Origin of the sequence: Olivibacter ginsenosidimutans (assembly GCF_039542865.1) — a bacterium.
GTDB lineage: Bacteria > Bacteroidota > Bacteroidia > Sphingobacteriales > Sphingobacteriaceae > Olivibacter > Olivibacter ginsenosidimutans.
This window is the reverse complement of record NZ_BAABIQ010000037.1, coordinates 45807-64839: the sequence shown is the minus strand read 5'-3', so window position 1 is coordinate 64839 and position 19033 is coordinate 45807. Positions and strand designations below refer to the sequence as shown.

Below are 19033 nucleotides of genomic sequence, written 5' to 3'. Positions count from 1 at the left end.
CAATATTAATAAAAAATGAAAAGAATAAAGGCTTGTGGTGAGCATTATTTACGAAAACGATATCGTAATAATCTGGATACTGAAATTAGAACGCTTATGGCTTTACGTGTTGCCTACAACTTAAAACTATCGTAGCCGAAGGCTATTTACTCCGAATAGCTTCTACAGGGTCTAATCTACTGGCAATGATCGCCGGTATAATACCCGAAATCAGGCCGATGGTGGTAGAAATAAAAATAGCCAGCAGTACCTCTCCTAAATGTACAACGACACCTATCCCAGCAAAAAGTTTTAAGATAAATGCCAATCCATATACGACAAAAAGTCCAGCCAGGCCTCCGAGAATACATAAAGCCACAGACTCAATAAGAAATTGGCTAAGAATAAAATAGTTTTTAGCACCTAGCGACTTTTGGATACCGATAATGTGCGTTCGTTCTTTGACCGATACAAACATAATATTGGCTATTCCGAAGCCACCAACCAATACTGAAAGTATACCAATACAAAAACCAGCCGTATTTACAATAGTAAACATCGTATCTAATTGGGCTGTAATAATGGTTGTCTGGTTTAACGCAAAATCGTCTTCCTGTTTTGGGCTAAGCCTATGAATAGAGCGCATGATTCCTCTAAGCTCGCTTTCTACTTCGTCTAAGGATACACCATCAATTGCATTTACAATAATAGAAGGGCCAGCATTCCGAACATTAATTACATTACGTGCAAAATTTAAGGGCACCACGGCAATATTGTCTAAGGAAACATCAATCAACATTCCTTCACCTTCTTCTTTAAACACTCCAATTACTGTCAAGCGTCTCCCAAGGGCTTGTATACTCTTACCAATAGGATCTGTATTCGGAAATAAGCCTTTTGCAATTGTTGAACCAATAATCACGACAGGTGTTCCGCGCTCCGATTCATTATCCGTAAAATACCGACCTGAAGAAAATTCCAAATTCCGAATTTTATAAAAGTCATGCGAAACTGCACTTACGTTAACATTTTCCACATTATTATTTAAGTACTTTAGCGTTTTATTAGCAACACCAACATCTAATGCAATTCCATCTGCTAAGGTTGCTCGTTGCCGAAGTTGCTCAAAATCGCGGATGGTAGGTTCAGGTCTGTTCACATATTTCCACCAAGGGTATTCACCACCACCTCCCCAAGGCCACTTCTGTATATAAATTGATCGGCTTCCGAGTTTTTCTACACTGCTTTCCAAATTTGCCCGGAGCGTATTGACAGCGGAAAAAATACCAATAATGGTCATAATCCCAATAGTGACCCCAAGTAAAGATAGAAAGGTACGCGTTTTATTTTCCTTTAACGCAGAAAAAGCAAACCGAAAGCTTTCAAAAAATAACTTTAGAAACATCATATATCCTTAAGACAACAATTGGCTACGAAGGTTACATTATCGGTATTTTTTTTTCATATGGCCTGTTACATGCAGGGTTTACTATCAATTCTTCTAAAAACTATGTAACGCTTCTACTATACGTATACTTTTACAACATATTTTTCTTAAATTTGCGCGCTAATTTATTAGCTGTAAAGAAAATTAGAAACAACAAATCGAATAATCTTTTGTTATTAACGTGTTCAGGCTTGTTTTAACCTTCCCACAACAAAAGAAAATAGAATATATAAATTTCGCAACATATGAAGTTATCTCAATTTAAGTTTAATCTACCTGATTCTTTAATTGCCCACGAACCTTCGGAAACCAGAGACGAGGCTCGTTTAATGGTTTTAGATCGTAAAACCGGTGCCATCGAACATAAAATTTTCAAGGATGTATTGAACTACTTTGACGAGCATGATGTCATGATACTCAATAACACCAAAGTATTTCCCGCCCGCTTATACGGTAATAAGGAAAAAACCGGTGCTACTATAGAAGTATTCTTACTTCGTGAACTAAATAAGGAACTTCGATTATGGGATGTTTTGGTTGACCCTGCACGGAAAATCAGGGTTGGAAACAAACTTTATTTTGGAGAAAATGATCTTTTGGTTGCAGAAGTAGTGGATAACACCACTTCCCGTGGGAGAACTATTCGGTTTTTATTTGACGGTACGGACGAAGAGTTTAGAAGGAACATCGAAATACTAGGAGAAACCCCTCTTCCCAAGTACATCAAAAGGAAACCTACTCCTGAAGACAAATTCAGATATCAAACTATTTTTGCCAAAAACGAAGGCGCTGTAGCCGCTCCAACGGCTGGCTTGCATTTTAGCCGGGAATTAATGAAACGGTTAGAATTGAAAGGAGTTGAATTTGCCGAGGTTACGCTGCATGTTGGTTTAGGAACCTTCCGACAAGTTGAGGTAGAAGACCTAACCAAACATAAAATGGATTCTGAACAATTCATCATTGAGCAAAAAGATGCTGATCTTGTTAATAAAGCTATTGCCGATAAGAGAAGAGTTTGTGCGGTAGGAACCACCACCATGCGCTCGATTGAATCAGCAGTATCGGCTAATAAAACGCTAAAAGCTGCCAATGATTGGACCAGCAAGTTTATTTTTCCTCCATACGACTTTAGTATCGCAAACAGCATGATCACTAACTTTCATACACCAGAATCTACCCTACTCATGATGATTTGTGCTTTTGGTGGATACGAACATGTGATGCACGCTTATGAGGTAGCTGTTAAGGAAAAATACCGCTTTTATAGCTATGGGGATGCTATGCTTATTATTTAATTAAAAGCATAAGGGTTGATCGATGGCAAAGCAATATGCGATAATTGTTGGAGGAGGAACAGGGACCCGAATGGGAAGCGAAGTTCCCAAACAATTTTTACCGCTAAACGGGCTTCCTGTTTTAATGCATACACTAGCAGCCTTTGCCAATTGTACTGCTTGTCCTACACTCGTATTAGTCTTAAATTCGTCATTAATTGGAGAGTGGAATCAGCTTTGTAAGAAACATGATTTCACTATTTCGCACACGATTATCGCTGGTGGACCTACACGTTTTCATTCGGTACTAAATGGTCTGCAGCATATTAAAAATGATCTATCAGAAGATAAGCAAGGTTATATTGCTGTGCATGATGGAGTGAGGCCACTTATCTCAAAAAAAATCATCGACGAAGGTTTTGCTAAAGTAAGTCAACTTAACACCTCGTTCGTCACCGCAATTCCAAGTAAGGATTCGATTAGGATACGCATTGAGGGCAGTCAAACGACGAGCGCATTAGATCGAACTCGGGTTTTTTTAGTCCAAACGCCCCAATTTTTTCCGGCTAACATACTACTTGAGGCTTATGATCAATCTTACAAAGAACAATTTACGGATGATGCGTCTGTTGTAGAACAGTTCGGGTATCCTATTGGTATTATCCAAGGGGATACCCGAAACATTAAAATCACCTTTCCAGAAGATTTATTGCTTGCTGAAATCATGATGAAGGCCTAATCCTTAGCTTATACGCTTAAGCGGCTCCTCTTATGATTCTGAGCAAAACGGCTATGATAGCGATTACCAATAATACATGAATAATCCCTCCATTTACATATCCCCCAAAAAAGCTAATAGCCCAAATAATGACTAATACGACAGCGATAAGATACAATAGATTTCCCATAATAATTAATTAGTTTTAGTATTTTTATTGGATAAGGGCAATGCCATTATCACTTATTTCTTCTATAGAAAGGATTAACTGCGTATTTTGTTTTATATTTTTTATCTATTAGTAAATTTCTGGACAGTCAATGGGAAGATCGGTAATAAGTGCGGTAGGGTTATAAGCAGTTGTAAATATAGCTGTCTGCTGGCTTTGAAAATTAGAGGACATCATATAGTTGAATATAAAAAAAGGAAGCTCATGAGCTTCCTTTTTTTATATTCAACTGATTTTATCAATTTTTAGAGCTTATCATTAACATTAATGCAATTGAGCTCTTCAAATGCCTGTGTAAGGCGCTTCACAAAGCTTTCTTCTCCTTTGCGTAACCAAACACGTGGGTCATAATATTTTTTATTTGGAGCATCCTCTCCATCAGGATTGCCTATCTGGCTTTGCAAATAAGCTTCGTTAGCTTTATAATAATCTTTTATTCCTTCCCAAAATGCCCACTGCATATCCGTATCAATATTCATCTTGATCGCTCCATAGGAGATCGCCTCTTCAATTTCAGCAGGAGAAGAACCAGATCCACCGTGAAAAACAAAATTTACTGGTTTTTCATCCGATAAATTGAATTTTTCTTTAATGTAATCTTGGGAATTTTTCAAAATAATGGGTTGCAATTTAACATTTCCAGGCTTATAAACGCCATGGACATTCCCAAAAGCAGCGGCAACCGTAAATTTATCACTCACCTTACTTAATTCTTCATAAGCATAAGCTACTTCCGCTGGTTGTGTATATAATTTTGAACTGTCTACATCGCTATTGTCTACGCCATCTTCTTCCCCACCCGTTACACCTAATTCGATTTCGACCGTCATTCCTAGCGGTTTCATACGTTCCAAATATTTTTTAGATGTTTCGATATTTTCTTCGATAGGCTCTTCAGATAAATCCAACATATGTGAAGAAAACAACGGTTTACCGTGTTGAGCAAAAAATGCTTCACCATGATCCAACAAACCATCTATCCAAGGCAGTAATTTTTTAGCCGCATGATCGGTATGCAGAATGACCGCTACACCATAGTGTTCGGCCAATAAATGTACATGCTTAGCCGCTGAAACCGCACCTAAAACACATGCTTGCAATTGGGTATTATCTAATGTTTTACCGGCATAAAATTGAGCTCCACCATTTGATAACTGAATAATGACTGGTGAATTAACTGCCTTAGCCGTTTCCATAACGGCATTAATTGAATTTGTTCCGATGGTATTTACTGCAGGAAGGGCAAATTTATATTTCTTTGCAATTTCAAATAATTCTTGTACAGCATCTCCATGCACAACACCTTTATAACCTTTTAAACTCATTTTGTAATATTGTAATACGTTGTTTAATTTTTGATTTCCGAAAGTAGGGAATTTATTTAACATAAGCTACTTCCGTTCATTTTTTTTGATGATATTCTTCCGATGCATTTCTTTTATTACATCGATCTTCAGAAACATAGTTGCCCCTCAGACAATCGTATTAAAATGGTGTTTATATTGACTTCGCTTGTTTAGGTCGTCATTAAGGGCTGCTAATATCATCCGTTAAAAAACACATTTTATTCATTTTTTTTGTTTCTTTGTAACCTCTAATATTTTTTGAATGGCTTGGTTTAAACGAGATCGTGCCGGCATCAGCACGGCAACAGAGAATAAAAAAGAAGCACCTGATGGCTTATGGAACAAATGTCCATCATGTAAAAAACCCTTATTGAAATCTGAGCAGATTGAAAATAAGTACGTTTGCCAATATTGCGGGTATCATTTACGGATAGGATCGGCAGAATATTTCTCCGTACTTTTTGACGATAATCAATTCATAGAACTATTTGGCAATTTACGCTCTGCAGATCCACTTCATTTTGAAGACACCAAAAAATATACAGAGCGCATTGCTGAAAGCCATGCTAAAACTGGATTAAACGATGCCATCCGCTGTGGACATGGTAAAATTGAGGGCTTGGATCTTGTCATTGCTTGTATGGACTTTACGTTTATTGGCGGATCAATGGGATCTGTAGTAGGCGAAAAAATAGCTAGGTCTATTGATTATTGCATCAAAAATAAATTACCGTTCTTATTGATATCAAAATCGGGAGGTGCTCGTATGATGGAAGCGGCATTTTCGTTGATGCAGATGGCCAAAACGTCTGCAAAACTTGCCTTATTAAGTGAAGCTAAACTCCCTTACATATCCTTATTAACAGACCCGACCACAGGAGGCGTTACGGCTTCTTATGCCATGTTGGGTGATATTAACATTGCTGAACCGGGTGCATTGATTGGTTTTGCCGGTCCGCGTGTCATCAAAGAAACGATAAAAAAGGATTTACCCAAAGGATTTCAAACCGCCGAATTTGTTTTGGAACACGGCTTTCTTGATTTTATTGTAGACCGAAGGGAGATGAAACATAAAATCGCTTCCTTTTTGAACATGTTGAAATAAAAAGAAAGCCGGAAATTTCCGGCTTTCTTTTATGAGCGATTTTCTGTTGGCGGCTCATTGGTAAATGTGGGACCTTCATTTTTTCTATGATGATGCCGTTCAGCAAAACTCTCTCCTGTATTTACTTCAATTATTTTTTTCTTCCCACTTTTTTCCGTTATTGTTTGTTTATCGCTCTTCCTATCTTTCAGTTCATCATTCATAAAACCTCCTCATTAAAATATACAACCTAAACAGATTTTAGTAGAACAACAGGCGAACACGCACTTTTGTTGGAGAAAATGTAAAATATTAATTTAGCTTATCTTTTAAACTTTTTCCAAGCAAATCTCTTTAAGTTTTTCAACAACAAAATCGATGTCTTCTTTGGTATTAAACTTACTAAAGGAAAATCTAATGGAAGGCCTATTTGGGTCTGCACCAATAGCTGTTAATACATGTGAGCCAACATTGGATCCTGAACTGCAGGCACTCCCACCAGATGCAGAGACTCCAGCAATGTCTAAATTGAATAATAACATGTCTCCCATATCAGCAGCTGGAAAAGAAACGTTCAGTACGGTATACAAACTTTTCTCTGGATCTGTTTCACCATTAAAACGTACGTCGGGAATAGCACTTAAAAGCTGCTGCTGCATGTAATCTTTTAGCCCTTGTATATGCTGGCGATGTTCATCCATATGGGTATAAGCCAGCTCTAACGCCTTAGCCAATCCAACAATACCGTAAACATTTTCTGTACCGCCACGCATATTCCGCTCTTGGGCACCCCCATAGATAAAAGGTTTTATTTTAACAGCACTATTGATATAAAGAAATCCTATTCCCTTTGGCCCATGGAATTTATGTGCGGCTCCTGCTAAAAAACTCACGTTTAAATTTCTTAGATCATGAACAAAATGCCCCATCGTTTGAACGGTGTCTGAATGAAACAAGGCTTGATAGTCTGTGCATAAAGCAGCCACGCTATCGATAGGTGTTTTTGTTCCGAGCTCATTATTAGCATGCATTAGCGAGACCAGAGCTCGCGGTCCATTTTTCAACAAGTCTTCCAGCTGATGAATATCTACATTTCCCTTGCCATCTACAGACAATAAATCCAATCTTATCTGGCCCTCTCGCTCCATCTCTTGCAAGGTATGCAGCACAGCGTGATGTTCCAATGGAGAACTTATAGCATATGTAAGCTTATGGTCCAAAATCCCTCTTCTAATAGCTGTATTATCTGCCTCCGTTCCACCGGACGTAAAAAATATCTCGGCAGGTGAAGCATTCAATAATGATGCAATCTTTTTCCGCGCTTTTTCAATAAGTGTTCTGACTTTTCGGCCATCCGCATGAATCGATGAAGGATTACCATATTCTTCACGCATAACAACCATCATCTCTTGCAAAACCGCTTCGTCAATTGCAGTGGTTGCTGCATTATCTAAATAAACTCGCATGTACAAAACTACGAAGTAATTCTTAAAAGACTATTATTTCCTTTTTAGTACATGACAAAAAGTTTTTTGTCATTGCGACCGATGTATCAAGCAATCTGCGTTTTATAGGTCATTAATTTTTGTCATATACATAGCATTTTCACATCTGTGATGGCACTAAGACAAAACAGCCTCTATCTCTGCAATTATCCGATCAGCTAAAGCATCCGCTCCAGTTTGTGTCTGCGCTTCTGTATATACCCGTATGATAGGTTCTGTATTTGATTTGCGTAGATGCACCCATTCATTTTCAAAATCTATTTTCAAACCATCGATTGTACTATGGGGCACAGCTGTATATTTCTCTTCCATAACCTGAAGCAATTGATCGATATCCAGACCTGGAGTCAGCGTAATTTTCTTTTTTGACATATAGTACGCTGGATAAGTAGCCCTTAATTCTGAAATTTTCTTGCCGCTTTTTGCAAGATAAGTCAAGAAGATACCAATACCTGCAAGTGCATCTCTACCGTAATGTGTAGCCGGATAAATAACGCCACCGTTACCCTCCCCACCGATAACAGCATCTACTTCCTTCATTTTCGTTACCACATTTACCTCACCTACCGCGGCAGCAAAGTATTGACCTCCATGTCTTTCGGTCACATCTTTTAATGCCCTAGTAGACGACAAATTAGACACCGTGTTTCCAGGGGTATGCTGTAAGATATAATCAGCAACAGCCACCAGCGTATATTCCTCACCAAACATCTCCCCATTTTCCATAACAAAGCATAGACGGTCCACATCGGGATCAACAGCAATACCCAAAGTCGCTTTCTTTTCTCTAACCAAATTCGACAGGTCCTTTAAATTTTCTGCAAGTGGTTCTGGATTATGTGCAAACCGCCCCGTTGGCTCACTATACAATTCATATATGGTTGTTACCCCCATTGCGCGAAGTAAAGCAGGGACAAATGTTCCTCCGGTAGAATTTACAGCGTCTACTACTACAGAAAAATTGGCTTTAGCCACGGCAGCTTTATCTACTAAAGGTAAAGCAAGAACTTTTTCGATGTGTTTTTCCTGATAGCTATTATCTGTGGATAATTTACCTAACGCATGAACATCTACAAAATCAAAGTCCATTTCTTCTGCCAAAGCCAACACTTCCTTTCCTTCCTTATCATTAATAAACTCGCCTTTTTCATTTAATAATTTTAACGCATTCCATTCTGCAGGATTATGACTAGCCGTCAAAATAATACCTCCAGCAGCTTGTTCCTCCGGTACCGCCAACTCAACCGTTGGTGTGGTTGATAGTCCTAAATCAATAACATCTACACCAATACTTTGCAAGGTACCAATAACGATGTGGCTAACCATTTCTCCTGAAAGTCGAGCATCTCGGCCTATAACAATCTTCTTATGTGCGCTATTAGCCGTTATGTATTTTCCAAATGCAGCCGTAAATTTAACGATGTCAATTGGTGTCAAGCACTCACCGGGCTTCCCACCAATCGTTCCACGGATTCCCGAAATAGATTTAATCAATGTCATTTGTTAAAAATTATGATGAGCTGTAAAAATAAGATTTTATTGGTATTAAATTCCTTTGATTTTCTTTTGATGGAGTGGAAATTGAAAACAATCGATTGCTCAAATTTACTGTATATGACTATCGGATAAATTAACCAAAGGAGTTTAAGTGCGCCATGCCGAAAAGTATACTAATTTTAAGTAAACTTGCAGATAGTTATTTTATTTAGGTTTACCCTAAAAATGATGTGGCAGATGTCAATAAATTGATCTATATTGCTTATTAATAACCAAACATTTTTGAACAATCTAGCAAAAAGGAAAGCAGTAAAACAAAACTAATATTTGTTAAAAAAAAGCAATTTATCTATGTTTGCAACACGATTGAATCTACGGCTTAACGTTTACCTGTTCGGAGATTGCAATTTATTTAAAAGACTCTATGTTATCCCCAATACTTCACTTTGACACGGACCTATTCTTGATCATTAATCAAGATATGGCCAATACGTGTTTTGATTGGCTGATGCCACATTTACGCAATCCGTATACGTGGGCCCCTCTATATTTATTCATTTTAATTTTTTCCATTAAAATGTATAAAAAAAGGGGTGTTATTATGATGGTTTTCTTATTATTAACGTTCGGTGCAGCAGACTTTTTGTCGGCTTCGGTGATAAAACCGCTTGTTAAAAGAGTAAGGCCGTGTAATGAATTAGCACTCAAAGGGGAAATGGTCAGTCGAATCCGCTGCGGGAGTGGGTATAGTTTCCCTTCCTCACATGCTAGTAATCACTTTGCTATTGCCTTATTTTTAATCATGGTTTACCGAAGGCGATGGAAATCGATTCTTTGGTTAGCATTGATTTGGGCTTTTCTAGTTAGCTTTGCCCAAATTTATGTTGGTGTCCATTACCCAATCGATGTCATCTGCGGAGCGCTTTTCGGTGCGCTTATTGGCTATATTATTGCCCGACTATTTCTACGTATTCAACCGGAAAATCAATCCATTTCGCAGCAATGATGCTCAGTATATGCTCTATCTTATTTGGCTCAGCCTTTTTAGGTGGGATTGCAGTATTCTTTGTAAAAAAAGATAACGCCAATCTCTTAAAGCTTATCCTGTCCTTTAGTGGTGCTTATCTTTTCTCCATTACCGTACTTCATCTGATCCCCGAGATTTACAATGCAAATGATGCAGATCATGTAGGGTTATTTGTATTGATCGGTTTTTTATTTCAGTTACTATTAGAGCAGTTCTCTGAAGGTGTAGAACACGGCCATATCCATAAACATACACACTACTACGGCCCATTCCCTTATGGTGTGATGATTAGCCTTTGCCTGCATGCCTTTCTAGAAGGAATGCCTTTGGCTAAAGGCCCCCAAAGGGAGCTGCTCTTTGGTATAGCCATACATCACATACCAGCGGCATTTGCTTTAGGCAGTTTACTTGTTCAATCAGCCGCTAGTAAACGCAACATTGTATTTTGCCTGGTTATTTTTGCGTTAATGGCACCATTAGGTTTTTTTACAAGTACCGCTATTAGTAATGGAGGAATAGGTGAAATAGAAAAATACTTTAATAAGATGATGGCTATTGTCATCGGTATATTTTTACATATTTCTACGACGATATTATTTGAGTCCTCTTCAGCGGATCATCATCATTTCAATAAAAAGAAACTTATTGCGGTATTGCTGGGTGTTGGTATCTCGTTACTTAGTGATATGTTATAAGCTGTAAGTTATAAGCCTACTGCCTATTACTTACTGCCTACTACCCCCTCATTTTATCTAACAAGCAATTGAGTTGCTCACATTCTTCTTCGGAAAGGTGATGGCCTAACAAGCGATGCGTATTGACTTCCTGATCCAACCGTTTCAGGATGGCTAAACCCGCTGCTGTTATATAGATATCAACTGCGCGACGGTCTTTATCACTGATACATCTAGACACCAATTTTTTCTGTACCAAACGATCTACAATTCTGCTTACATCAGACATTTTATCCAATAACCGTTCCTTCAAAAGGTTTATGGTAGACGGTTTTCCCTGTTGTCCACGTAAAATGCGTAAAACGTTAAATTGCTGTAACGTGATATTTTCCCGGTCGATCACCTCTTTAAATAAACCTTGAATAAAATTACTGGTATAAATAATATTTAGAGAAGCTTTATGATATTCGCTTTCAAAGTTATTGGTATGGAGTACGTCTTCTATCTTCATATATACGCATTATAATTTAAATACGAATATATAGATTTAAACCCAAATTCAGCAATAGGCAATAAGTCGTATACCTCTCAGCATTTAAGGTCTAACGTGTCATGCAGGTTAAAATCTCATATAATAATATATCTGTAACTAAAGTTGTTTTACCGGAATTATTGTGTTGTAATAATCTTGTAGGGCACTGCCATCCCCATGAAGAGTCCATATTTCTTTCGGTTCGACCCATGTTACCGTGGCGATAATATCATCCCAATCAACATGATCCGAAATAAAAAGCGCTAATTGATTCCCTTTTTGTAATCTTGCCCAACCAGAGGCAAAGACTCTGATCACATTTTTTGCTTTTATATAGCTATTAAAGGTTAATGGAGGAACGATATATATCGAACGATTGGGATTGTCTTTCATTAACTTCCGATTATAAGGAAGATAATTCCAATGTAATGCTCCTAATTGATCGTATAGTTTATGAAATGGCAAAATCGCATGGTGAATTAACACCTGCTTATCAGGGCAATGTGTATGAATAAGTGCGGTTAATCGCTGTGCTTTACCTAGGGCATAAGCACCTAATAAAATAGGGTGATTGATAGCATTTAATTTTTTAATCTCCTGAATAGCATCTGGATGTTTTACCGATGGACTTGCGAACGTGCTTTCCGTAATGAATACATCGGCTTTGACTAATTGAATAGCCTCACACGTTTCATCCGACTGCAATTTATAATCTCCGCTATATAAATAGCGCGTTCCTTGGTATACCATTAAAACCAAAGCAGATCCTAATATGTGACCAGCAGGAAAAAAAGTAAGGGCAACCTCTTTTATAAGAAATTCTTTTCCATAGGGAAACGTATGAAAATGTTTACCCGCGTTCTTGCCAAAACGATGCTCCATAAAAAAACGTGTCGGAACTGTACTAAAAATCTCCCTACAGCCTGCCACTATATGATCTCCATGTCCATGGGATACCACAACCTTATCAACAGCCCGTTGGGCATCTAAGTAAAATTCGCCGTAAGGACAATAAAGTCCTTTTTCGTTTAACTGGAGAAAGTCTGTTTTAATTTCAAGTTTCAATTTTACGCTCCAATCTGCTCCATAAGATTTGCTCAATGTTTAAAACTTGCGGAATTAAGGCATGTATTTCATCGTTTTCAATAACAAAATCAGCCAACTTTTCTTTATCAGCATCGTCCATTTGCTTATTCATTCGATCAATTACCTGCTGAGCCGTCACCTGATCTCGAGCTACTACCCTAGCTATTCGAAGTTCTTTCGGAGCAGTAACTAATATTGTATAATCGTTTTGTTTATAGGTACCACTTTCAAATAAAAGAGCAGCTTCTTTAAACGTTATTGCCATTTGCTGTTCATCCCTCCAACGCTCATAGGCTCTTATCGTTGCAGGATGAACTAATGTATTAAGCAGGTTAAGTTTTTCTTGATCATTAAACACCGTATCGGCTAGCCATTTCCGATTGAGCGCCCCATTCTCAAAATAAGCTTGGTCTCCAATATGACCTTTGATAGCCGATATTAAATCTTGATCTTGAATCATGATTTTTTTGGCGATATCATCAGCATAAAAAACAGGATACCCCAATACCTCAAACATGTTGCTGATTACCGACTTGCCAGCGCCAATACCACCCGTAATGCCCACGTGCAATTTTCTTTCAGTCACTTCCATAACAAGAATTCAACATTTTGAGGTTCAACTTTGATCACCTTGACAAAATCGGGTTGCTTGGTAATAATAATAGGTAACTGTTGTATGCTTAAGCTACGCCAATCATTTAGATTAATAACCGCTTCAAACATATCTCTGTCTAACGCTTCATATTTATCTAATGAAACAATGGCCGTTAATTTAACTTTCTCAGGAAGGATTTTAACTGTCCGAAATGCCTTTGCATTTTCGGCTTTTATGGGTACATCAATAATTTTTTCAGTCACTTCGCCAACAGGAATTTTAACATCAACCGTCGTTGGGTGAACATTTATATTAGCTTTTTCGCTTTTCAACAGTGCTACTCTAGCTTCAATATGCTGGTCAACATCTATTCTTCTTAAGGTATCTGTTGCCCAACCATCTATCAAAACTAGGTCTTCTAATGGTCCGGTTACCGTAACAAATTTTGGTTCAATTTTTATATCCCCAACGATGTCGTATTGTTTTCTAAAGTTAATGTCTTTGGATAAATTAACCGTTACCTTTTTTACGTCTTGTTTTGAAAAGTTAAAGAAAAGTGTGTCTGGAGAAATGGATACAATACGCTGATTAGCGCTAAAGTGTCTATTAATATAACCTAATTGGTTAGAAAACAGCACCCAATCCCTAGTTTTTAAGCCGCTTAAATCAACCTGGATCCCTTGCGGCTTTAAGCGAAGATTAGAAAAGAGCACTTGCCAACCAGTACCCTCAACTTGCATATTTACGGTATCCGACTGCAGAGGGTGGAAAGCACGTTTAGGCGGAATATTCACATAATTCAAAGACGCCTTAACGGTATAGATATAGCGATTAGATAAGGCAAATAAGCTCCAAACCAAAAACGACACAAAGAGGCAAAAGGCGAATAAACTGAGTTTTTTCTGTTGTTTTTTATTTAAGTTTAATAATGCCACAATACGCTACCTATAAAAATACCTAACAAAGGTAGCAACCGCAATCGGTTTCAACAATTGTTAGGTATTTAATTTGTTCACACCGAGCAAATTTAAAAATGCCCTGTGTTACTTTTTTTCATCACTATTGCTTACGCTTGCCTGTTTCGTTGTATTCGCTAATTTAGAAGCATCTAAAGAAATAGCCGATTTATCAAATTTAATGCGTGTTCCACCGCCAACGTCTATAATAAACGTATTCTCTCCCATTTCCACAATACGCCCATGAATTCCTGCTGTTGTTACGACTTTATCGTTTAGCTTTAAATCTTCAATATATTTCTTATGCTCTTTTTGTTTTTTCATTTGTGGGCGTATCATAAAGAAATAAAATACTACCACAATTAATCCCATCATAATAAGAGATGACATTCCTCCACCTCCGGCTTGTAATAAAATTGCTGCTGTCGTCATGAATATATATTTAAATTGAGTTGATTATTCTTCTACCTCACCTTTTAAGTGCAACATCAGTTGTTTGGGTTCAGCATTGCTATATACAGAAATAATTTTATGCTGTGCTCCTCTTTGACCACTGCTATTAAAACCTATCTCGATACTTCCTTTCTCACCTGGTGCAACAGGTTTTTTACTAAATTTAGGAGTGGTACATCCACAACCGGCTTGTACATCGTTAATGATCAATGGCGATTTACCAGTATTGGTAAATTCAAAAACATGTGATACCTTTTCCCCTTGTTTTATTTTAGCAAAATCATACGTATCACCATCAAACTTCATCACTGGTGCATTAGCAACCGCTGCTGAATCAGGTACATCCGCATTAATGCCCGTATTATCGGCTGTGTTAACACTTTCTATAAGTTCTCCAGCGTCCTTTTTATCTTCCTTTTTGGAAGTATTGTTGCACGCCGCTAAAAGTGACGCAACAAATGCTAAGGTAACGAATTTGGTTTTCATAAATTGTATTTTTTATAAACGCTTTATTTAGCTGTGTTTTATTTGAATAAATTGTTTCGTGACGCGTTTTTTAATAAGCAAAGGTTAACCAATTAGACCTCTACCAAACTTCCTAATCTTTCCTTCTCTTTGAAGTTCTATCAAAATCTTATCCAAAATTCCATTGATAAAAGAATTACTTTTTGGAGTACTAAACTCCTTCGAAATCTCGATGTATTCATTGATCGTAACTTTTACTGGAATAGACGAAAAATTAAGTAACTCAACGATAGCCATCCGCATGAGCAGCGTATCAATCAATGCGATACGGTCTGCTTCCCAATTTTTGGTCTTGCCTGAAATATACCGTTGATAGTCATCCCCATGTTTAATGGTTAGACGAAACAAATCAACTATAAATGCCCGATCTTCTGTCCAATTCGGACATAATGGTGCTAATTGGTTCTTTTCCGGATCTTCACTATTAAAATTCTTTAAGGTCTTAGCCAGTAGCGCTTGCAAAACGTCTTTATCTGTTGTCCAATTGATAAAATGTTCTTCGAATACCTGCTCAATTGCTGGAGATCTTAAGATGATTTTTTTAAAAATGAACTTGATAATGTCTTTTTCTGTTTTTAGGGTCCTGTCTTCTGCATCCAAATAGCTAGTATATTCTGGGGATTGTTTTAAAATGTGAAAAACACTTTTGATTAACTCCCTATCAAAGACCGCATCGACCTTATATTTTTTTGACAACCCAATAAATTCTTCATTTAGTTTCAACAACTCTATGAATGTATTACTTGCTAAACGCGTATTGGCATTAAGATCATGCTCACTTGGCAAATACTTATTTGCGCGCTCCTCAGCATCTATAATAACATAATCCGCTACTTCCGTCAATAAAGCCAAGACCCAAATATACATCTCATATACTTGATCTACACTTTTTAGTAAAGCCTTTTCAGCGTGGTTTATATTTTTATCATCAGATTGCTGATATGCATATACCGTTTGTAATACTTTGACCCTTAGGTGCCTTCTATTCAACATGTTTAAAGAACGATTTTTTTGTCGGCTTTAGCCTGTAATTACTAAGCCTATTTAATTAATTTTGTTTTATCTTCTTGATCTGCGCAATCCGATCTTCTGCAATTTGCATGGCGGCCAAATGTGTTGGTATATTTTCTTTTGCCGACTTTTGTATTACCGAGCGGGTTGCATCATATATATTTTCTGTAAGGGAAGCACTACGTAACACATTGTACCCGGCAATCTCTGCATAGCAACTTAAAAGTCCTCCAGCATTAATTAAAAAATCCGGTGCATATATAATTCCCTTTTCCAAAAGCTTTGCTCCATGTACGGTATCATCTGCCAGTTGGTTATTAGCAGAACCAGCAATAATCTTACAACGCATCCGATCAATGGTATGACTATTAACTGTTCCACCAAGGGCACAAGGTGCATATACATCTAACTCCATATCAAACACGTTATTGTGTGCAATGGCTACGGCACCATATTTATTGGATACGTGGATCATTCGATCTTCCACTATATCACTAACATAAACCTTTGCGTTTTCTTCCCGTAATAATGAAACCAAGTGCTCTCCTACTTTTCCGGTACCTTGTACAGCAATTGTCTTACCGGCTAAGCTATCCGTACCATAGAGCTCTTTGATAGCGGCTTTAATGCCGAAAAAAACTCCTTTAGCGGTGAAGGGAGCAGTATCGCCACTACCTCCAAGAGATTTAGGTAAGCCAACCACATGATTTGTTTCCATGTGTATAAATTCCATATCCTTAGATGTGGTACCCATATCCAACGAAGCAATAAATGAGCCATTGAGCTCCTCCACAAATTGTCCTAGCCTTCGCAAAATTACTTCCGATTTTTGTGTACGATGATCACCGATAATGACGGCAGTCCCCCCTCCTAAGTTTACCCCACTAATAGCTGATTTATAGGTCATTGCCCTCGATAGCCTCAACACATCCTCAATAGCTTCAAGCTCCGTTTTATAGGGCAACATCCGAACTCCACCAATAGCGGGTCCTAGCGTTGTATCATGAATGGCAATAATGGCATTTAAACCTATACTCAGGTCTTGACAGAATATGATCTTTTGATGCCCATATTGGCTTAGCGAAGCAAACATCTGGGAGTATGGCGTTTCGGAAGACATATATTATATTAACATTTTAGTATCGGCAATCCTGCGCAAAAGTAGTAATTTTATCGGTATCTTTTCAGTAAAGCAGCTAAATTATTGTTGGCTGTGTGTGTGAATTCTCTTCCCCTTTTATGTCTATATGAAGCAAATTTGTAATTTTGTTTTCTTCGATCTCACTCTAAAATTTTATTCTATTCATGAAGCATTTAGCTTATCTAAATAAATTCTTCCGTAAATATCAATGGCGAATCATTCCGGGCATCCTATTCGTCATATTATCCAATTACTTTGGGGTAATACCAGCACAAGTTATCCGGATGGCTTTTGATTTAGTAAAAGAAAATATTGCTTTATACCGATTATTTAACGGCTTTGACAGACAAGCACTTGTTTATGAGCTCTTTGGTTATAGCTTATTATTTTTCGGAGCCCTTGTACTATTGCTTGCCTTAATTAGGGGTTTATTTCTTTTTCTAATGCGGCAAACCATCATTCTTACGTCCAGGCATATTGAATATGATCTTAAAAATGAAATATATGCTCATTACCAACAACTGAACATGGCTTTCTTTAGGCGAAATAACACCGGCGATCTCATGAATCGGGTTACAGAAGACGTAAGCAGGGTACGTGCCTATCTTGGTCCGGCAATCATGTATTCCATAAATACGTTGGTACTTTCTCTGATGGTTATTGGTGCCATGTTTCAGGTAAATGCTAAATTGGCTATTTGTGCTTTGATCCCTATTCCTATACTTTCGATAGTTATTCTTTTTATCAACAAAATCATTAACCAAAGGAGCGAAAGCATTCAACAACAGCTTTCTATATTAAGTTCCTTCGTTCAAGAAACATTTTCGGGTATTCGCGTGATAAAAGCGTATAGTCGCGAAACCGTTAAAAAACAAGTTTTTGTAGATGAAAGCGTTGCTTACAAAAAAGTTTCCCTTTCGTTAGTAAAAGTTCAAGCCATCTTTTTCCCGCTCATCCTACTCTTAATTGGGCTTAGCACGATCATCACCGTGTACGTGGGCGGTACCGAAGTTATTCAAGGAAGTATAACTTCCGGAAATATTGCTGAGTTTATCGTTTATGTTAATCAATTGACGTTTCCGGCGATGTCTTTAGCATGGGTAACCTCCTTGGTGCAACGAGCAGCAGCATCCCAAAAAAGAATTAATGAATTTTTAAAAACCGAGCCGGAAATAAAATCTGGCACAAAAAAAATCGATTTTTCAGGAAACATTCATTTTAAAAATGTAAGTTTTACCTATCCTGATACTGGTATAACAGCCATTAAAAATCTTTCATTTGAAATCCATCCAGGAAAAACGCTGGCAATCATTGGAAAAACTGGATCGGGAAAGTCGACTATTGCCCGTTTATTAATGCGCATGTACGATGTGCAAGAGGGACAAATACTAATTGACAACACCCCTATTCAACAACTTGATCTTCATGGTTATCGAAGTATCATTGGCTTTGTTCCACAAGAGGTTTTTCTTTTTTCCGATACCATTGCTAAAAACATAGCGTTTGGCGTGGATGAACTGCATATGGAAACCGTTGAGGATGCCGCGAAAAAAGCAGTGGTTTACCAAAATATCATGGCATTTGAAAACGGTTTTGAAACGTTCATTGGCGAACGTGGGATTACGCTTTCTGGTGGGCAAAAGCAACGCGTCTCCATAGCCCGCGCATTAGCCGTACATCCGAAAATCTTACTGTTTGATGATTGCCTATCTGCCGTAGACACCAAGACGGAAGAGGAGATATTACAAAACCTAAGTCAAGTTATTCAAGACCATTGCGTGATTTTCATTGCCCATCGGATTTCGACGATAAAAAATGCCGATCATATTTTGGTCATGGATCAAGGACAATTGATTGAGGAGGGAAAACATGACGCATTGCTAGCTGCAAAAGGAAGCTATTTCGAATTATACGAAAAGCAACTTTTAGAAGAAGAAGATTAGCCGTGTGAATG

General features: G+C 37.7%; 20 protein-coding genes. 6 read left to right on the top strand and 14 right to left on the bottom strand.

Annotated elements, in window-relative coordinates; translation table 11 throughout:
- Positions 1–142: 142 nt before the first annotated feature.
- Entirely contained in the window at positions 143–1387 is a 1245-nt protein-coding gene (locus tag ABD930_RS13205; protein WP_345232203.1) for an ABC transporter permease, read from the bottom strand.
- A 284-nt stretch (positions 1388–1671) separates the two neighbouring features.
- On the opposite strand from ABD930_RS13205, the gene queA reads away from it, so the two are divergent.
- Entirely contained in the window at positions 1672–2721 is a 1050-nt protein-coding gene (gene queA / locus ABD930_RS13200; protein WP_345232202.1) for a tRNA preQ1(34) S-adenosylmethionine ribosyltransferase-isomerase QueA, read from the top strand.
- Between the two features lie 22 nt (positions 2722–2743).
- On the top strand, positions 2744–3439 hold the full coding sequence (locus ABD930_RS13195) for a 2-C-methyl-D-erythritol 4-phosphate cytidylyltransferase (RefSeq protein ID WP_345232201.1): 696 nt from the start codon (positions 2744–2746) through the stop codon (positions 3437–3439).
- Between the two features lie 16 nt (positions 3440–3455).
- Here the strand turns inward: ABD930_RS13195 and ABD930_RS13190 are convergent, their stop codons facing one another.
- Positions 3456–3608, bottom strand: a complete 153-nt coding sequence (locus ABD930_RS13190) for a lmo0937 family membrane protein (RefSeq protein ID WP_345232200.1) — start codon at positions 3606–3608, stop codon at positions 3456–3458.
- A 284-nt stretch (positions 3609–3892) separates the two neighbouring features.
- A complete protein-coding gene (fbaA, locus tag ABD930_RS13185) occupies positions 3893–4972 on the bottom strand; it encodes a class II fructose-bisphosphate aldolase (RefSeq protein WP_345232199.1) in 1080 nt (359 codons plus the stop codon).
- Positions 4973–5255: 283 nt separating this feature from the next.
- Here fbaA and accD point away from each other — a divergent pair, with 283 nt between their 5' ends.
- Positions 5256–6098 carry an acetyl-CoA carboxylase, carboxyltransferase subunit beta gene (accD, locus tag ABD930_RS13180; RefSeq protein ID WP_345232198.1) on the top strand — a complete coding sequence of 281 codons (843 nt, stop codon included), beginning with the start codon at positions 5256–5258 and terminating at the stop codon, positions 6096–6098.
- A 29-nt stretch (positions 6099–6127) separates the two neighbouring features.
- Here the strand turns inward: accD and ABD930_RS13175 are convergent, their stop codons facing one another.
- The 3 genes from ABD930_RS13175 to glmM all read right to left on the bottom strand — a co-directional run bounded on the left by ABD930_RS13175 (position 6128) and on the right by glmM (position 9082).
- Positions 6128–6301, bottom strand: coding sequence for a hypothetical protein (locus ABD930_RS13175; RefSeq protein ID WP_345232197.1), 174 nt, complete (start codon positions 6299–6301; stop codon positions 6128–6130).
- A 105-nt stretch (positions 6302–6406) separates the two neighbouring features.
- Positions 6407–7543: a cysteine desulfurase family protein gene (locus ABD930_RS13170; RefSeq protein ID WP_345232196.1), complete on the bottom strand. Its 1137-nt coding sequence runs from the start codon at positions 7541–7543 to the stop codon at positions 6407–6409.
- Positions 7544–7699: 156 nt separating this feature from the next.
- Complete coding sequence (glmM, locus tag ABD930_RS13165) at positions 7700–9082, bottom strand: phosphoglucosamine mutase (RefSeq protein ID WP_345232195.1); 1383 nt, start codon at positions 9080–9082, stop codon at positions 7700–7702.
- A gap of 598 nt (positions 9083–9680) precedes the next feature.
- On the opposite strand from glmM, the gene ABD930_RS13160 reads away from it, so the two are divergent.
- Together ABD930_RS13160 and ABD930_RS13155 are read left to right on the top strand one after the other, a co-directional pair.
- Positions 9681–10085 carry a phosphatase PAP2 family protein gene (locus ABD930_RS13160; protein WP_345232194.1) on the top strand — a complete coding sequence of 135 codons (405 nt, stop codon included), beginning with the start codon at positions 9681–9683 and terminating at the stop codon, positions 10083–10085.
- Positions 10082–10801 (top strand): ZIP family metal transporter, encoded by a 720-nt coding sequence (locus ABD930_RS13155; RefSeq protein WP_345232193.1) that lies wholly within the window; start codon positions 10082–10084, stop codon positions 10799–10801. The genes ABD930_RS13160 and ABD930_RS13155 overlap by 4 nt, the downstream gene beginning before the upstream one ends.
- Positions 10802–10841: 40 nt before the next feature.
- Here ABD930_RS13155 and ABD930_RS13150 read toward each other — a convergent pair whose 3' ends face one another.
- The 8 genes from ABD930_RS13150 to ABD930_RS13115 all read right to left on the bottom strand — a co-directional run bounded on the left by ABD930_RS13150 (position 10842) and on the right by ABD930_RS13115 (position 17058).
- On the bottom strand, positions 10842–11291 hold the full coding sequence (locus ABD930_RS13150) for a MarR family winged helix-turn-helix transcriptional regulator (protein WP_345232192.1): 450 nt from the start codon (positions 11289–11291) through the stop codon (positions 10842–10844).
- Between the two features lie 138 nt (positions 11292–11429).
- Positions 11430–12413, bottom strand: a complete 984-nt coding sequence (locus ABD930_RS13145) for an MBL fold metallo-hydrolase (RefSeq protein ID WP_345232191.1) — start codon at positions 12411–12413, stop codon at positions 11430–11432.
- Positions 12367–12990, bottom strand: a complete 624-nt coding sequence (gene coaE, locus ABD930_RS13140; RefSeq protein ID WP_345232190.1) for a dephospho-CoA kinase — start codon at positions 12988–12990, stop codon at positions 12367–12369. Before coaE ends, ABD930_RS13145 begins: the two co-directional genes overlap by 47 nt.
- The gene (locus ABD930_RS13135) at positions 12981–13733 is read right to left on the bottom strand and encodes a YbbR-like domain-containing protein (RefSeq protein ID WP_345232189.1); all 753 of its coding nucleotides are present in this window, start codon (positions 13731–13733) and stop codon (positions 12981–12983) included. The genes coaE and ABD930_RS13135 overlap by 10 nt, the downstream gene beginning before the upstream one ends.
- A gap of 303 nt (positions 13734–14036) precedes the next feature.
- Positions 14037–14381: a preprotein translocase subunit YajC gene (yajC, locus tag ABD930_RS13130; RefSeq protein WP_345232188.1), complete on the bottom strand. Its 345-nt coding sequence runs from the start codon at positions 14379–14381 to the stop codon at positions 14037–14039.
- A gap of 24 nt (positions 14382–14405) precedes the next feature.
- Positions 14406–14888 (bottom strand): DUF1573 domain-containing protein, encoded by a 483-nt coding sequence (locus ABD930_RS13125; RefSeq protein WP_345232187.1) that lies wholly within the window; start codon positions 14886–14888, stop codon positions 14406–14408.
- Between the two features lie 84 nt (positions 14889–14972).
- Complete coding sequence (nusB, locus tag ABD930_RS13120; RefSeq protein ID WP_345232186.1) at positions 14973–15920, bottom strand: transcription antitermination factor NusB; 948 nt, start codon at positions 15918–15920, stop codon at positions 14973–14975.
- A 55-nt stretch (positions 15921–15975) separates the two neighbouring features.
- Positions 15976–17058 carry a Glu/Leu/Phe/Val family dehydrogenase gene (locus ABD930_RS13115; RefSeq protein WP_345232185.1) on the bottom strand — a complete coding sequence of 361 codons (1083 nt, stop codon included), beginning with the start codon at positions 17056–17058 and terminating at the stop codon, positions 15976–15978.
- Positions 17059–17243: 185 nt separating this feature from the next.
- Between ABD930_RS13115 and ABD930_RS13110 the strand changes: the two genes are divergently transcribed.
- Positions 17244–19022, top strand: a complete 1779-nt coding sequence (locus ABD930_RS13110) for an ABC transporter ATP-binding protein (RefSeq protein ID WP_345232184.1) — start codon at positions 17244–17246, stop codon at positions 19020–19022.
- Positions 19023–19033: the final 11 nt, after the last annotated feature.

What these genes read in the sequence shown, in the direction of transcription:
- ABD930_RS13155 (WP_345232193.1), top strand. Translation starts at nt 10,082, where the DNA reads ATGATGCTCAGTATATGCTCTATCTTATTTGGCTCAGCCTTTTTAGGT.
- ABD930_RS13125 (WP_345232187.1), bottom strand. Translation starts at nt 14,888, where the DNA reads ATGAAAACCAAATTCGTTACCTTAGCATTTGTTGCGTCACTTTTAGCG.
- accD (WP_345232198.1), top strand. Translation starts at nt 5,256, where the DNA reads ATGGCTTGGTTTAAACGAGATCGTGCCGGCATCAGCACGGCAACAGAG.
- ABD930_RS13160 (WP_345232194.1), top strand. Translation starts at nt 9,681, where the DNA reads ATGATGGTTTTCTTATTATTAACGTTCGGTGCAGCAGACTTTTTGTCG.
- ABD930_RS13205 (WP_345232203.1), bottom strand. Translation starts at nt 1,387, where the DNA reads ATGATGTTTCTAAAGTTATTTTTTGAAAGCTTTCGGTTTGCTTTTTCT.
- ABD930_RS13110 (WP_345232184.1), top strand. Translation starts at nt 17,244, where the DNA reads ATGAAGCATTTAGCTTATCTAAATAAATTCTTCCGTAAATATCAATGG.
- ABD930_RS13190 (WP_345232200.1), bottom strand. Translation starts at nt 3,608, where the DNA reads ATGGGAAATCTATTGTATCTTATCGCTGTCGTATTAGTCATTATTTGG.
- nusB (WP_345232186.1), bottom strand. Translation starts at nt 15,920, where the DNA reads ATGTTGAATAGAAGGCACCTAAGGGTCAAAGTATTACAAACGGTATAT.
- yajC (WP_345232188.1), bottom strand. Translation starts at nt 14,381, where the DNA reads ATGACGACAGCAGCAATTTTATTACAAGCCGGAGGTGGAGGAATGTCA.
- queA (WP_345232202.1), top strand. Translation starts at nt 1,672, where the DNA reads ATGAAGTTATCTCAATTTAAGTTTAATCTACCTGATTCTTTAATTGCC.
- ABD930_RS13175 (WP_345232197.1), bottom strand. Translation starts at nt 6,301, where the DNA reads ATGAATGATGAACTGAAAGATAGGAAGAGCGATAAACAAACAATAACG.
- glmM (WP_345232195.1), bottom strand. Translation starts at nt 9,082, where the DNA reads ATGACATTGATTAAATCTATTTCGGGAATCCGTGGAACGATTGGTGGG.
- ABD930_RS13115 (WP_345232185.1), bottom strand. Translation starts at nt 17,058, where the DNA reads ATGTCTTCCGAAACGCCATACTCCCAGATGTTTGCTTCGCTAAGCCAA.
- ABD930_RS13195 (WP_345232201.1), top strand. Translation starts at nt 2,744, where the DNA reads ATGGCAAAGCAATATGCGATAATTGTTGGAGGAGGAACAGGGACCCGA.
- ABD930_RS13170 (WP_345232196.1), bottom strand. Translation starts at nt 7,543, where the DNA reads ATGCGAGTTTATTTAGATAATGCAGCAACCACTGCAATTGACGAAGCG.
- ABD930_RS13135 (WP_345232189.1), bottom strand. Translation starts at nt 13,733, where the DNA reads ATGCAAGTTGAGGGTACTGGTTGGCAAGTGCTCTTTTCTAATCTTCGC.
- fbaA (WP_345232199.1), bottom strand. Translation starts at nt 4,972, where the DNA reads ATGAGTTTAAAAGGTTATAAAGGTGTTGTGCATGGAGATGCTGTACAA.
- coaE (WP_345232190.1), bottom strand. Translation starts at nt 12,990, where the DNA reads ATGGAAGTGACTGAAAGAAAATTGCACGTGGGCATTACGGGTGGTATT.
- ABD930_RS13150 (WP_345232192.1), bottom strand. Translation starts at nt 11,291, where the DNA reads ATGAAGATAGAAGACGTACTCCATACCAATAACTTTGAAAGCGAATAT.